Here is a 12,587-nt window from a genome sequence, read left to right on the forward strand (position 1 = left end):
CCCCGTTATGCCGCCAGTGCCGTCAACAGGACGTGCAAGCTGCGTCCGATGCGGCTCGCGCTTCAGCCGGGCGACAGGCTGTTGCGCGCGTGCCAGGCCTGGAGCGCTGGCGACACGGCGCCTTCCAGCGACAGGCCGAGCGCGCCGTAGGCGTCGAGCGCATCGCGGAGGGTGTCCCACGGCGTGCCGGCGCGCGCAGGCGGCCATCCGTCCACCGGACCGAACCGGGCGACGGCGGCGTGTTCGCCGGCCTCCAGGTGCTCGCGCTGGGCGTGCAGGCGCAGCGCCACCCACTCGCGCAGCGGATGCACGGTGAAGCCGTCGGCTTCGAGTACAGCCCGCGCCCCCTGCAGGGCCGACTCGGCGCCGCGGAACCATTCGGTGCGCCCCGCGGCACGGCTCGGCACCGTCAGCGGCGGCGGTGCCGCATGCGCGCGAAGTTCGCGCTTCAGGCGCGTTTCCCATGCGCGCGCCTCGCGCATGCTGCCTGCTTCGGCCAGCCAACCGCGCTCGAGATCGAAGAACGCGTAGTAACGCGGCGAGAACGCCTGCATGCGCGTCAGGGGATCGATGGCGATGCCAAGCTTGGCGTGGTCTTCGTAGGCACAGGGCAGCACGTACAGGCAGGCGCGCCCGCTGGCGCCCGTGCCGACGCCTTCCACCGGCACGATGCGACGACTGCCGCTCATGCGGTCAGCGCGCAGCGGTCTTGCGTGCGCGCTTGGCCGGCGCCTTCTTCGTGACCTTGGTCGCCTTGCGCGCGGCTTTCTTCGCCGGTGCTTTCTTCGCGGCCGCGCGCTTCGAAGGCGATGCCTTGGCCGGGGTGCGCTTCTTGGTGTCCAGGCTTTTCTGCAGCAGCGCCATGAAATCCACCACGTTGGTGGCCGCATCCTCGTGGTCGGGAGCGTCTTCCTCGACGATCTTTGTGGTCGCCCCGCGCGCCTTGATGCGTTTCTTGATGATGGCTTCCAGCCGCTTGCGGAACTCGTCGTGGTAGTCGTCGGGCGTCCACTTCGCGGACATCGAACCGATCAGGCTCTCCGCCATCTCGCGCTCCCTGGCGGTGATGCGGTAGTCCGAGGCCTTGCCGGCGGGCAGTTTGTATTCCTCCGGATCCACCAGTTCCTGCGGATAGCGCAGCATCATCAGCACCAGCGCGTCGCCTTCGGGCACCACCGCGCACAGGTACTCGCGCGTGCGGATCACCACCCGCGCCACGCCGACCTTGCCGGTGCTGGCCAGGGTGTCGCGCAGCAGCACGTAGCCCTTCTCCGCCTTCTTGCCGGGCACCAGCACGTAGGGCTTCTCGAAGAAACGGATGCCGATCGCGTCGCGGTCGACGAAGGCCTCCACGTCGACGGACTCGTGCGTCTGCGGCGCGGCGGAGGCGATGTCCTCCTTCTCGACGACGACGTAGCTGCCCTTGTCGTACTCGAAGGCCTTGATGATGTCCTTCCAAGGCACTTCCTCGCCGGTCTCGGCGTTGACGCGTTCGAAGCGGATCGGCTTCTTGTCGCGCGAATCCAGCATGCGGAAGCTGATGTCGACCTTGCGCTCGCCGGACATCAGCGAGACGGGGATGTTCAGCAGTCCGAACGACAGGGTGCCGGTCCAGATGGGGCGCGCCATGGGGTGCCTGCCACAGGAGGGAAGGCCTGCATGCTGGCCAGCCGGGTCGAAAGCCTGCGTGAAAGCGGAGGTCCGCGCGGTGCGCGCGGACGGGATTCACATGGTGTGGGTCGGCTTCTCGCCGTTGAGGCTGCCGGCCAGCATCGTCTCGATGCGGTTCTTGATGGCCTCGCCTTCGCCGGTCTCGGCGAACTGCACGCCGATGCCGGCGGCGCGGTTGCCCTGTGCGCCGGCGGGCGTCACCCAGACCACCTTGCCGGCCACCGGCAGGCGGTCGCTGGATTCGGGCAGCGTGAGCAGCAGGAAGACTTCATCGCCGAGGAAGTAGCGCTTCGGCGTGGGCACGAAGATGCCACCGCCCTTCACGAACGGCATGTAGGCGTTGTACAGCGCGGCCTTGTCCTTCACTGCCAGTGACAGGATGCCCTGCCGTCCACCTGCTGCATTCATTCCCCGTCTCCGTGCGTGTCGGTCAGCCGCGCCGCGCGCCGACAGCGCGGGTGCGGTCGTTGCCGGCCCAGGCCAGCAAGAGTTCCACCATGGCCAGATCGCCGCGCACCGTGGTCCGCAACAGGTCGCGGGTGCGGTTGGCGGCGTCGAACCACGTGGCCAGCTTGGTCAATCGGGCCGGATCGGTCAAGCCGGCAGCACCGGCCTGCTCCAGCGCGAGGTCTGCGGCGTGGCGCAGGCGCGCGTCGGCGAGTTCGTCGTTGGCCCAGCGTTGCGCGGTTTCCACCACGCCGATCTCGCCCTGCTCCAGCCGCGCGAGGTCGCGTGCGACGGCCTGCCGCAGCGCAAGCCCGTCGTTGCGCAGCCAGTCGTCCGCCAGCCCCGGGTGGCCGCGGGCGGCGTCCAGTGCGCGCTCGGCATCGGCCATGGCGTGGCCCTGCGCTTGCAGCCACGCGAGTGCTTCGTCGCGCGGCGGCAGGCGGAACTCGATGCGCTGGCAGCGGCTGCGGATCGTCGCCGGCAATCGCGCGGGCTGCGCGCTGACCAGCCACAGGTAGCGACCGGGAGACGGTTCTTCCAACGTCTTCAGCAGGGCGTTGCAGGCGGCGCGGTTGATGGCATCGGCGGGATCGAGGATCGCCACCTGCGCCTGACCGTACTGCGGCGTCAGCGCGAGCTTCTGCGAAATCTCGCGGACCTGGTCGATGACGATCTCGGTGCGCAGCTTGCTGCCGTCCTTGGTGGGCGCGAACGACACCACCATCAGATCGGGATGGGTGCCGGCGTCGATCAGATGCGCGCTGCGGTCGTTCGGTGTCGGCTCGCCCTGCGCATCGCGATGCTGCGCCAGCACGCGCCGCGCCAGGCGATCCACGACCGCACGCTTGCCCAGCCCCGCGGGCCCGCAGACGAGCAGGCCGTGGCCGAGGCGACCCGCCTCCAGCGCTGCGACCGCATGGTCGTAGGCGCGCTGCTGCCAGGGCGAGAAGACATGGCTCATGCGAGGTCGCTGTCCGTCAGCGTACGCAGGTAGGCGGTGATGGCGGCATCGACCGAGGCCGCGACGCCCGCCGGCGGCTGGCCGGCATCGATCACGCGGAAGCGCTGCGGGTCTGCAGCCGCACGCGCACGAAACCCCGCGCGCACGCGTTCGAAGAAGTCGTCCTGCTCGCTCTCGATGCGGTCCGGCCACAGGTCGCGGCCGGCGGTACGTGCGCGGCCCTCGCGCACATCCAGGTCGAGCAGCAGGGTCAGGCCCGGCGTCACGCCGACGGCGCGCCGCTCGAGGGCGGCGATCCACTCCGGATCGAGGCCGCGGCCCGCGCCCTGGTAGGCGTAGCTGGAATCGGTGAAGCGGTCGCTGACGACGAACGCGCCGCGACGCAGCGCGGGACGCACCACCTCGCGCACGTGTTGCGCACGCGAGGCGAACATCAGCAGCAATTCGGTTTCCGGCGCGAGCACTTCGTCCTGCGGGTTCAGCAGCAGCTCGCGGATGCGTTCGGCCAACGGCGTGCCGCCCGGTTCGCGCGTCAGCACCACCTCGTGGCCCTCGGCCTGCAGGCGATCGCGGATGGCCGCGATGGCGCTGGTCTTGCCGGCGCCCTCGCCGCCTTCCAGCGTGACCAGGCGCGGCTGCGAGAGGAGCGCTTCGGTCATGGTGCTTCCGCCTTGCGCAGGGTCTCGCGGCGCGTCACCAGGTAGCGCGCCACCGCCGCGTTGTGCTCCGCGAGCGTGGCTGAGAAAAGGTGGCGCCCGCTACCGTCGCCCACCGCGACGAAGTAGAGCGCCTGGCCGTCGGCCGGATTCACCGCCGCGCGCAGCGCGTCGGCACCGGGCATGGCGATCGGCGTGGGCGTCAGGCCCTTGCGGGTGTACGTGTTGTACGGCGTATCGGTGGTCAGGTCGCGGCGGCGGATGTTGCCGTCGTAGCTGCTGCCGATGCCGTAGATGACGGTGGGATCGGTCTGCAGCGGCATGCCGATCTTCAAGCGGCGCGCGAACACGCCGGCGATGGCTGGACGCTCTTCGGCGATGCCGGTTTCCTTCTCGATGATCGACGCCAGGATCAGTGCCTCTTCCGCCGACTGCAGCGGTATGCCCGGCGCGCGGGCGTCCCATGCCGCGGCCAGCGCCTTCTCCATCGCGGCATAGGCGCGCTTGAGCACGTCGAGGTCGGATTCGCTGCGGGTGTAGACATAGGTCTCGGGCAGGAAGCGGCCTTCCGGATGCTGTCCGGCATGGCCGAGCGCCGCCATCAGTTCGGCATCGCTCATCTGCGCGGTCTTCTGCTGCAGCGGCGTGGCGTTGCGCAGCGCGGCGCGGAGCTGGCGGATATTCCAGCCTTCCACCAGGGTGACCCGGTACTGCAGGGTGCGGCCCTCGCGCATGCGCTGCAGGAGCTCACGCGGCGTCAGCGTGGGTTCCAGCGCGTACTCGCCGACCTTGAGCTGACTGGCCGTGTTGGTTTCGCGCGCCAGCAGGCGCCACTGCAGGTCGGAGCCCAGCGTCACCCCGTGTTCGCGCAACTTGCGCAGCACGGTGGGGAACGCATCGCCGCGGGCGACCTCGACCGTGGCCTCCGCCGAGCCGCCGATGGGGCTGTCGGCGAAGCCGCGGTGCCCCTGCCACAGCCACAGACCCGCTGCGACCGCCAGGGCCAGCAGCAGGAAGAACATGATGACGATGAAGCGGCAACCGCGCTTGAGAGCTGACGCCACGCGATCCTCGGCGATGGGAGCAGGCCGTGCAGGATACCCGGTCGCCGTCTCAGGCTGTAGGCGCGCGGTCAGCCTTCCAGCGCCCGCAGCACGCCGCGGGCCTTGGCGCGGGTTTCGTCCAGCTCCTTGTCCGGGACCGAATCGGCCACGATGCCGGCGCCGGTGCGGAACCGGGCCACGCTGCCGGTGCCTTCGGCCACGACTTCGGCACTGCGGATCAGGATGTTCAGGTCCAGGTCGCCATCGCGGTTGAGCCAGCCGAACGCGCCGGTGTAGGCGCCGCGCGGCACCTGTTCCAGCTCGGCGATGATCTGCATGCAGCGCACCTTGGGGCAGCCGGTGATGGTGCCGCCGGGGAACGTGGCGCGGATGACGTCGCCGGGCGTGGCGTCGTCGCGCAGGTGGCCGCGCACGTTGCTGACGATGTGGTGCACGTGCGCGTAGCTTTCCACCGTCATCAGTTCGTCCACCTGCACGCTGCCGGGCGTGCAGACGCGGCCCAGGTCGTTGCGCTCGAGGTCGATCAGCATCACGTGCTCGGCACGTTCCTTCGGGTGGCCGACGAGTTCGCGGATGCGTGCGGCATCATCGTCACCTTCGAAACGCGGACGCGTACCGGCGATGGGCCGGGTTTCGACCACGTCGCCACGCACCGACACGAGGCGTTCCGGCGAGGAGCTGACGACCGTCCAGTGCGGCGTGGCGAACAGGCCCGCGAACGGCGCGGGATTGGCGGTGCGCAGCCGGGCGTAGAGCGTTGCCGGATCCAGCGGCGCGTCGAAACGCGCCTGCCACGCCCGTGAGAGGTTGACCTGGAAGATGTCGCCGGCGCGCAGGTACTCGAGGATGCGCTGCACGCCGTCGGTGAAGGCCGAGGGTGCGTCTTCGTCGATACGGGAGGGCGGCTGCCACGCGGGCAGCGCGGGCAAGCCGGTGGCCGCGACGATGTCCTCCAGCGTGCGGGCGATCAACGTGCCCTGCCCCGCTTCGGCCACCACCACGCAGTCGCCGGTACTGCGGTCGCGCAGGACGGCGGCGGGACAGCGCAACGCGAGCGCGACCGGCTGGGTCTCCGGTGCCTGCGGCAGGTGGAGGACGGGTTCGACCTGCTGCGCCAGTTCGTATGCCAGCAGCAACGCCCAGCCGCCGCGGAACGGCCAGCGCGGCTCCTCGCGCGGCGTGCGCTGCGCCTGCCAATGACGGTCGAGCACAGTGAGGAAATCGCCGGCTTCCACCCCGCCCTGCAAGTTACGGGTGACGCCATCGGCCGCCAGTTGCAACCCGCTGCCGTCCGCGACCAGCAGGAAGTCCCAGCGCCCCTGCGCCGTGCCCGAGGCCACGGATTCCAGCAGGACCGGATAGCGCTGCGGATCGAGGCGATGCAGGGCCAGCAGGTCGGTGGTGGCGGGAAGTGCGCGGGTTTCGATCATCGGGTTCTTCGTCCGATCCCGTCGGCAGACAGGCCAGAGGCAGGCGTGGAAAACAGGAACGGCGGACCGCAAGGGTACCGCCGCTCCTCATGCAACGCGGACGCCGTGCTTCAGATCCGCTTGAACACCAGCGTGCCGTTGGTGCCGCCGAAACCGAAGCCGTTCGACACGGCCACGTCGATCTTCTTTTCGCGCGCCGTATGCGGCACGTAGTCGAGATCGCAGCCTTCGCCCGGTTCGTCCAGGTTGATGGTCGGCGGGATGATGCCGTGGTGGATGGCCAGCACGGAGAAGATGGCTTCCGCACCGCCCGCCGCACCCAGCAGGTGGCCGGTCATCGACTTGGTGGAGCTGACCATGATCTTGTACGCGTGGTCGCCCAGCGCGCGCTTCATCGCCAGCGTTTCGGCCAGGTCGCCCAGCGGCGTGGAGGTGCCGTGCGCGTTGAGGTATTCCACCTGGTCCGCATTCAGCCCGGCGTCCTTCAACGCCGACAGCATGCAGCGCGACGGGCCTTCGCCGTTCTCGCTGGGCGCGGTCATGTGGTACGCGTCCTGCGAGGCACCGAAGCCGGCCAGCTCGCAATAGATGCGCGCGCCACGCGCCTTGGCGTGCTCGTACTCTTCCAGCACCAGGATGCCGGCACCGTCGCCCAGCACGAACCCATCGCGGTCCTTGTCCCACGGACGCGACGCGCGCGTCGGGTCGTCGTTGCGGGTGGACATCGCCTTCATCGCGCAGAAGCCGCCCACCGAGGTCGGGGACGAGCCGCGTTCGGCGCCGCCGGCGATCATCACGTCGGCATCGCCGTACTGGATGGTGCGCATGGCGATGCCGATCGAGTGGTTCGACGTGGCGCAGGCGGAAACCGCCGAATAGCCCGGGCCCTTCAGCCCCTTCATGATGCTCAGGTGGCCAGGCAGCATGTTGATGATGGTGCTGGGGATGTAGAACGGGGAAATCTTGCGCGGGCCGCCTTCGTGCAGCTTCACCGCGGTTTCCTCGATACCGAGGATGCCGCCGATGCCGGCGCCGATGATCGCGCCGATGCGCTCGGCGTTGGCTTCGGTCACTTCCAGCCCGGAATCGTCCATCGCCATCAACGACGCGGCCAGTCCGTAGTGGATGAACGAGTCCATCTTTTTCACATCCTTCGGCGAAACGAAGGAGGTGGGATCGAAACCGCGGATCTCGCCCGCGATCTTCGTGGTGTAACCCTCGGTATCGAAGCTGGTGATCTGGCCCAGGCCCGAACGCCCGTTGACGATGCCGTCCCAGCTGGTGGCCATGTCATTGCCCAGGGGGGACACCAGGCCCATGCCGGTGATGACGACGCGACGACGCTGGCTCATATCGGATTCCTTGTAAATCTTGGCGGCCGCGCCCTACGCAGGCGCATGGGGGCCGGATACGCGCGGGGCCGCATGCGCGGCCCCGACACGGTTTACTGCAGACGCGGGACTTACGCCTTGACGTGCGCCTTGACGTAGTCGATGGCCTGCTGCACCGAAGTGATCTTCTCGGCTTCCTCGTCCGGAATCTCGCACTCGAACTCTTCTTCCAGCGCCATCACCAGCTCAACGGTGTCCAGCGAGTCGGCGCCCAGGTCATCGACGAACGATGCGCTGGTGGTGACTTCTTCTTCCTTAACGCCGAGTTGTTCGACGACGATTTTCTTGACGCGTTCTTCGATGCTGCTCATGGATTCGCTCCAGACGGAGATTGGGTGACTTGTTGGACTCTGCCGACGCTGTGCGAGGGCAAACCGGGGGATAGTGTAGTGGAAACCGGCGGCGTGGGGCAGTCGCCTTCAACCGCCGCCGAATCAACCACTTACAGCTATTTTTTACTACGGCATGTACATGCCGCCATTGACGTGCAGGGTTTCGCCGGTGATGTAGGCGGCGGACGGACCGGCCAGGAACGCCACAGCGTTGGCGATGTCCGCGGGTTCGCCCAGGCGACCGAGCGCGATCTGCTCGGCGAGCGACTTCTTGGTCTCTTCCGGCAAGTCCTTCGTCATGTCGGTGGCGATGAAGCCCGGGGCCACCACGTTGACGGTGACGCCACGGCTACCGATCTCCTTCGCGAGCGATTTGGAGAACGCGATGATGCCGGCCTTGGCCGCGGCGTAATTCGCCTGGCCCGCATTGCCGGTCACGCCGATCACCGAGGCGATGTTGATGATGCGGCCCTTGCGCGCCTTCATCATGCCGCGCATCACCGCCTTCGACGTCCGGTAGACGCTGGTGAGGTTGGTGTCGAGGATGGCCTGCCAGTCTTCGTCCTTCATCCGCATCAGCAGGTTGTCGCGCGTGATGCCGGCGTTGTTGACGAGGATGGAGATACCGCCGAATTCCTTGGTGATCGAATCCACCAGCGCGTCCACGGCGCCGGCGTCGGTCACGTTGAGCTCACGGCCATGTCCGCCCGCGTTCGCCAGGCGCTCGCCGATGGCCTGCGCGCCCGATGCACTGGTCGCGGTACCGATGACGGTGGCGCCCTGTGCGGCCAGCGCGTCTGCGATGGCGGCGCCGATACCGCGGCTGGCGCCGGTGACCAGCGCGATTTCACCCTGCAGGGGCTTGCTCATGATGGATGTCCTCGGGACGGGTCCGCGCGATCGCGGCGGACAGGATAAGGGAACGCGTGTAGCTGCGTGTCAGGGTTGCCAGTCGGACAGCGCACCCTGGAAATCGCCGACGCCACCGATGGCGCGCGCGTCGAGGCTCTTGTCGATGCGCTTGACCAGGCCGGCCAGCACCTTGCCCGGGCCGCATTCGGCGATGCGCGTGACACCCTCGGATGCCAGCGCCTGCACGCAGTCGGTCCAGCGCACCGGCAGGTAGAGCTGGCGCACCAGGGCGTCGCGGATCGCGTCCAGGCCGTCGTGCACCTTGGCGTCGACGTTCTGCACCACCGGCAGCGACGGCGCATGCCACGACAGGCCCGCCATCACTTCGGCCAGGCGATTCGCGGCTTCGCGCATCAGCGGCGTATGCGAGGGAACGCTGACGGCGAGCTTCACGACCTTGCGGACACCGCGCTCAGTGAGCAACGCGATGGCACGCTCAACCGCATCGCTGTCGCCACCGATCACGATCTGGCCGGGCGAGTTGTAGTTCGCGGGCACGACCACCTTGCTGTCCGATGCCAACGCGCAGACTTCGGCCACCAGCGCATCTTCCGCACCCAGCACCGCCGCCATCGCGCCTACGCCCGCCGGCGCGGCGTCCTGCATCAGCTGGCCACGAAGGCGGACCAAATGTGCGCCATCCTTCAGCGAGAGCGCACCCGAGGCGACCAGCGCCGTGTACTCGCCCAGGCTGTGGCCCGCCAGGTGCGCGGGCTGCGCGCCACCCTGTTGCTGCCACGCACGCCACACCGCGATGCCGGCGGCGAGCAGCGCGGGCTGCGTATATTCGGTTCGGTTGAGCATTTCCTCGGGACCGCCCTGGGACAACGCCCAGAGGTCGACACCCGCACCTTCCGACGCTTCGGCGAACGTCTCGCGCACGATCGGGTACAGCTCCGACAGCTCAGCCAGCATGCCGACCGATTGCGAGCCCTGGCCCGGGAAGACGAAAGCGAGTTGCGTGGAGGCCACTCGGACACCCTGAGTGAAAAATCAGGCGGCGATGATACGGGCGAACCCGCCGGATTGTCTGTACCGGGGCGTATGCGCCTGCGACGGCACGTCGCAGGAAGATCACGTGAATACGCCACGAGAACAGGACGCCAGAAACGCGAAAGGCGACGCTTCGCAGCGTCGCCTTCCATCATGCAGCGTGTCCCAGTGCGCGACTTAGTAGCGCAGCAGTACCGAGCCCCATGTGAAACCACCGCCGAAAGCTTCCAGCAGCAGCAGCTGGCCACGCTCGACGCGGCCGGAGCGGACCGCCGTATCCAGCGCCAGCGGCACCGAACCCGACGAGGTGTTGCCGTGCTTGTCGACCGTGACGATCACCTGGTCCATCGACATGTCCAGGCGCTTGGCCGTGGCCTCGATGATGCGCAGGTTTGCCTGGTGCGGGATCAGCCAGTCGAGGTCGTGCTTGTCGAGCCCATTGGCGTTGAGCGTTTCGTCGACCACGCCATCGAGCGCCTTCACGGCGTACTTGAAGACGTCGTTGCCCTTCATCTCGATACGGATGCCGTTGTTCGGCTCGGCGGCCTTGAAGCCCGTAGACACGCCGACCGGATTCCACAGCAGTTCCTTCTTGCTGCCGTCGGCATGCAGATGGGTGCTGAGGATGCCGGTTTCGTTGTCGGCCTTGAGCACGGCGGCGCCGGCGCCGTCACCGAACAGCACGCACGTGGTGCGCTCGGTCCAGTCGACGATGCGGCTGAGTGTTTCGGTGCCGATGACGAGCGCGGTCTTGGCGTCGCCACAGCGGATGAACTTCTCCGCCACGCTGAGCGCGTAGATGAAGCCCGAGCAGGCGGCATTGACGTCCATCGCCGCGCAGCCGGTCGCGCCGAGGCGCGCCTGGATCAGGCAGGCGGTGGAGGGAAAGATCAGGTCGGGCGTCGTGGTGCCGACGACGATCAGGTCGACCTCGGAGGCGTCCACTCCGGCGGCTTCGAGCGCGCGCAGCGCGGCCTGGTAGCCCAGGTCGCCGGCGGTTTCGCCTTCGGCGGCGATGTGGCGTTCGCGGATGCCGGTGCGGGACTGGATCCACTCATCGCTGGTGTCGACCAACTTCGACAGGTCTTCGTTGGTCAGCACTTTCTCGGGCAAATAGCTGCCCGTTCCGGCGATGCGCGCGTAAATGCGCCCCTTGTTGCCCGGCTCGCTCATGCACGCTCCCATTGCCGGCCCGACAGCGGGCCCAGGTTTGTCATCGATCATGCGGAAGGCGCGCCCAGCCGATCGGCGGGCGCGCTGCATGGATCAATCTTCCTCGACCGCCGAGGTCTTGGTGGCGATGACCTTCTTGCCGCGGTAGTAGCCGTCGGCGGTCACGTGGTGGCGCAGGTGCGTCTCGCCCGTGGTCGGGTCGGTGGACAGCTGCTTGGCGGTCAGCGCGTCGTGCGAACGACGCTGGCCACGACGGGACGGGGTGACGCGGGATTTCTGCACAGCCATGGGATTGCTCCAGCTCTCGTATCTGTTGGTGAACCTTGCGGTTCGTGTTGCCAGACCGCCGTAGCGGCTAGTTCTTCTTCAGCGAGGCCAGCGCCGCGAACGGACTGACTTTCGCCACCTCTTCTTCGTCCGCCGCCCATTCGCGTTCCACCGCGTCGGACGCCGGGTCCACCGCCACCACCGGCACGGCGAGGACCAGTTCGTCCTCCACCAGCTCGGCGGGGCGCAGCATGCCGTCTTCGGGCACCAGCAGCGCTTCGTAGTCGGGCGGCAGCGCAGCTTCTTCCTCTTCGCTGCGTACCAGACCCAACCGTTGCTTCAGCACCACCGGCAGCACGAAACGCTGCAGGCTGCGCTGGCACACCAACGGCAGGCCGGCCTCGATCTGCAATTCCAGGTACGGGACCCGCAATGCATCGTGGTCGAACTCCACCGTGTAGCGCACTTCGCCTTCGGTATCGGCCAGAAGGCCTTGCAGGCGCGTCATGGCGGACAACGGCAGGCGGCCTTCGAAGCTGCGCCGGTTCGCGACCATGCGCCACGCATCCAACAGCTCGGGCGTATTCGCGGACATAAGCCGCTGAATGTTAAGGATCAAACCCTGAACTGTCAAACCACCCCGCTGGACCAGGATGCTTGCCGCCGGCTTGGCTGGCCGTCAGACTCCCCCGCCCCGCTCCCCTGCCGGTCCTTGCCCCATGCCCTTGCTGCTTGCCTCCACGTCCCGTTACCGCCGCGAGCTGCTGGAGCGCCTGCGTTTGCCGTTCCATATCGCTCGCCCGGAGGTGGACGAGACACTGCAGGACGGGGAGACCGTGCCGGCCATGGCGGCCCGCCTGGCCCACGCCAAGGCCGCCGCGATTGCCGCCCAGCACCCTGGCGCATGGGTCCTGGGATCCGACCAGGCGGCGGAACTCGACGGCGCCCCTCTGGGCAAGCCGGGCCACCGCGAGGCCGCCATCGCCCAATTATCGGCCATGGCCGGGCGCCAAGTCCGCTTCCATACCGCGGTGGCGCTTGTCAGGGACGACGAGGCGCTGACGATCCACGACATCACGACGGTCCGCTTCCGCTCCCTCGCTCTGGCCGAGATCGAGCGCTACGTGGATGCCGAGCAGCCCTTCGACTGCGCCGGCAGCTTCAAGTCCGAAGGTTTGGGCATCGCGCTGTTCGATGCCATCGAATCGACCGACCCCACCGCCCTCGTGGGCCTGCCGCTGATCGCGGTGTCGCGGATGCTGCGTGAGGCGGGCTTCGACCTGCCCTGAC

General features: G+C 68.2%; 15 protein-coding genes. 1 reads left to right on the top strand and 14 read right to left on the bottom strand.

Annotated features, from left to right (window positions below):
* Nucleotides 1–62: 62 nt before the first annotated feature.
* The 14 genes from ACSION_RS13475 to ACSION_RS13540 form a co-directional block, all read right to left on the bottom strand.
* The gene (locus ACSION_RS13475; RefSeq protein ID WP_435306311.1) at nucleotides 63–689 is read right to left on the bottom strand and encodes a GIY-YIG nuclease family protein; all 627 of its coding nucleotides are present in this window, start codon (nucleotides 687–689) and stop codon (nucleotides 63–65) included.
* 4 nt (nucleotides 690–693) lie between these two features.
* The gene (locus tag ACSION_RS13480) at nucleotides 694–1,629 is read right to left on the bottom strand and encodes a Ku protein (RefSeq protein ID WP_435306312.1); all 936 of its coding nucleotides are present in this window, start codon (nucleotides 1,627–1,629) and stop codon (nucleotides 694–696) included.
* 96 nt (nucleotides 1,630–1,725) lie between these two features.
* Nucleotides 1,726–2,079 carry a PilZ domain-containing protein gene (locus ACSION_RS13485; protein WP_056880630.1) on the bottom strand — a complete coding sequence of 118 codons (354 nt, stop codon included), beginning with the start codon at nucleotides 2,077–2,079 and terminating at the stop codon, nucleotides 1,726–1,728.
* Between the two features lie 22 nt (nucleotides 2,080–2,101).
* The gene (locus ACSION_RS13490; RefSeq protein WP_435306313.1) at nucleotides 2,102–3,079 is read right to left on the bottom strand and encodes a DNA polymerase III subunit delta'; all 978 of its coding nucleotides are present in this window, start codon (nucleotides 3,077–3,079) and stop codon (nucleotides 2,102–2,104) included.
* Complete coding sequence (gene tmk / locus ACSION_RS13495; protein WP_435306314.1) at nucleotides 3,076–3,738, bottom strand: dTMP kinase; 663 nt, start codon at nucleotides 3,736–3,738, stop codon at nucleotides 3,076–3,078. The genes ACSION_RS13490 and tmk overlap by 4 nt, the downstream gene beginning before the upstream one ends.
* Nucleotides 3,735–4,757, bottom strand: coding sequence for an endolytic transglycosylase MltG (gene mltG / locus ACSION_RS13500; protein ID WP_435306714.1), 1,023 nt, complete (start codon nucleotides 4,755–4,757; stop codon nucleotides 3,735–3,737). Before mltG ends, tmk begins: the two co-directional genes overlap by 4 nt.
* 110 nt (nucleotides 4,758–4,867) lie before the next feature.
* Nucleotides 4,868–6,229 (bottom strand): aminodeoxychorismate synthase component I, encoded by a 1,362-nt coding sequence (locus ACSION_RS13505; protein ID WP_435306315.1) that lies wholly within the window; start codon nucleotides 6,227–6,229, stop codon nucleotides 4,868–4,870.
* Nucleotides 6,230–6,339: 110 nt separating this feature from the next.
* The gene (fabF, locus tag ACSION_RS13510; RefSeq protein ID WP_435306316.1) at nucleotides 6,340–7,581 is read right to left on the bottom strand and encodes a beta-ketoacyl-ACP synthase II; all 1,242 of its coding nucleotides are present in this window, start codon (nucleotides 7,579–7,581) and stop codon (nucleotides 6,340–6,342) included.
* A gap of 110 nt (nucleotides 7,582–7,691) precedes the next feature.
* The gene (gene acpP, locus ACSION_RS13515; RefSeq protein ID WP_014161144.1) at nucleotides 7,692–7,931 is read right to left on the bottom strand and encodes an acyl carrier protein; all 240 of its coding nucleotides are present in this window, start codon (nucleotides 7,929–7,931) and stop codon (nucleotides 7,692–7,694) included.
* Nucleotides 7,932–8,078: 147 nt separating this feature from the next.
* Nucleotides 8,079–8,822, bottom strand: coding sequence for a 3-oxoacyl-ACP reductase FabG (gene fabG / locus ACSION_RS13520; RefSeq protein ID WP_435306317.1), 744 nt, complete (start codon nucleotides 8,820–8,822; stop codon nucleotides 8,079–8,081).
* Nucleotides 8,823–8,891: 69 nt separating this feature from the next.
* Nucleotides 8,892–9,836 carry an ACP S-malonyltransferase gene (gene fabD / locus ACSION_RS13525; RefSeq protein WP_435306318.1) on the bottom strand — a complete coding sequence of 315 codons (945 nt, stop codon included), beginning with the start codon at nucleotides 9,834–9,836 and terminating at the stop codon, nucleotides 8,892–8,894.
* A 198-nt stretch (nucleotides 9,837–10,034) separates the two neighbouring features.
* A complete protein-coding gene (locus ACSION_RS13530; RefSeq protein ID WP_435306319.1) occupies nucleotides 10,035–11,030 on the bottom strand; it encodes a beta-ketoacyl-ACP synthase III in 996 nt (331 codons plus the stop codon).
* 93 nt (nucleotides 11,031–11,123) lie between these two features.
* The gene (gene rpmF / locus ACSION_RS13535) at nucleotides 11,124–11,318 is read right to left on the bottom strand and encodes a 50S ribosomal protein L32 (protein WP_056880637.1); all 195 of its coding nucleotides are present in this window, start codon (nucleotides 11,316–11,318) and stop codon (nucleotides 11,124–11,126) included.
* A 67-nt stretch (nucleotides 11,319–11,385) separates the two neighbouring features.
* Nucleotides 11,386–11,892, bottom strand: a complete 507-nt coding sequence (locus ACSION_RS13540) for a YceD family protein (RefSeq protein ID WP_435306320.1) — start codon at nucleotides 11,890–11,892, stop codon at nucleotides 11,386–11,388.
* A gap of 124 nt (nucleotides 11,893–12,016) precedes the next feature.
* Between ACSION_RS13540 and ACSION_RS13545 the strand changes: the two genes are divergently transcribed.
* Nucleotides 12,017–12,586: a Maf family protein gene (locus ACSION_RS13545; RefSeq protein ID WP_435306321.1), complete on the top strand. Its 570-nt coding sequence runs from the start codon at nucleotides 12,017–12,019 to the stop codon at nucleotides 12,584–12,586.
* Nucleotide 12,587 lies beyond the last annotated feature (1 nt).

The sequence above is a fragment of the Pseudoxanthomonas sp. LjRoot125 genome, from assembly GCF_964252705.1.
Classification (GTDB): Bacteria; Pseudomonadota; Gammaproteobacteria; order Xanthomonadales; family Xanthomonadaceae; genus Pseudoxanthomonas_A.

Excerpts from the sequence above, each read along its gene's own strand:
- ACSION_RS13505 (WP_435306315.1), bottom strand. The coding sequence starts at position 6,229 with ATGATCGAAACCCGCGCACTTCCCGCCACCACCGACCTGCTGGCCCTG.
- rpmF (WP_056880637.1), bottom strand. The coding sequence starts at position 11,318 with ATGGCTGTGCAGAAATCCCGCGTCACCCCGTCCCGTCGTGGCCAGCGT.
- ACSION_RS13485 (WP_056880630.1), bottom strand. The coding sequence starts at position 2,079 with ATGAATGCAGCAGGTGGACGGCAGGGCATCCTGTCACTGGCAGTGAAG.
- ACSION_RS13490 (WP_435306313.1), bottom strand. The coding sequence starts at position 3,079 with ATGAGCCATGTCTTCTCGCCCTGGCAGCAGCGCGCCTACGACCATGCG.
- fabG (WP_435306317.1), bottom strand. The coding sequence starts at position 8,822 with ATGAGCAAGCCCCTGCAGGGTGAAATCGCGCTGGTCACCGGCGCCAGC.
- ACSION_RS13475 (WP_435306311.1), bottom strand. The coding sequence starts at position 689 with ATGAGCGGCAGTCGTCGCATCGTGCCGGTGGAAGGCGTCGGCACGGGC.
- fabF (WP_435306316.1), bottom strand. The coding sequence starts at position 7,581 with ATGAGCCAGCGTCGTCGCGTCGTCATCACCGGCATGGGCCTGGTGTCC.
- ACSION_RS13545 (WP_435306321.1), top strand. The coding sequence starts at position 12,017 with ATGCCCTTGCTGCTTGCCTCCACGTCCCGTTACCGCCGCGAGCTGCTG.
- ACSION_RS13530 (WP_435306319.1), bottom strand. The coding sequence starts at position 11,030 with ATGAGCGAGCCGGGCAACAAGGGGCGCATTTACGCGCGCATCGCCGGA.
- mltG (WP_435306714.1), bottom strand. The coding sequence starts at position 4,757 with ATGTTCTTCCTGCTGCTGGCCCTGGCGGTCGCAGCGGGTCTGTGGCTG.
- ACSION_RS13540 (WP_435306320.1), bottom strand. The coding sequence starts at position 11,892 with ATGTCCGCGAATACGCCCGAGCTGTTGGATGCGTGGCGCATGGTCGCG.
- ACSION_RS13480 (WP_435306312.1), bottom strand. The coding sequence starts at position 1,629 with ATGGCGCGCCCCATCTGGACCGGCACCCTGTCGTTCGGACTGCTGAAC.
- tmk (WP_435306314.1), bottom strand. The coding sequence starts at position 3,738 with ATGACCGAAGCGCTCCTCTCGCAGCCGCGCCTGGTCACGCTGGAAGGC.
- acpP (WP_014161144.1), bottom strand. The coding sequence starts at position 7,931 with ATGAGCAGCATCGAAGAACGCGTCAAGAAAATCGTCGTCGAACAACTC.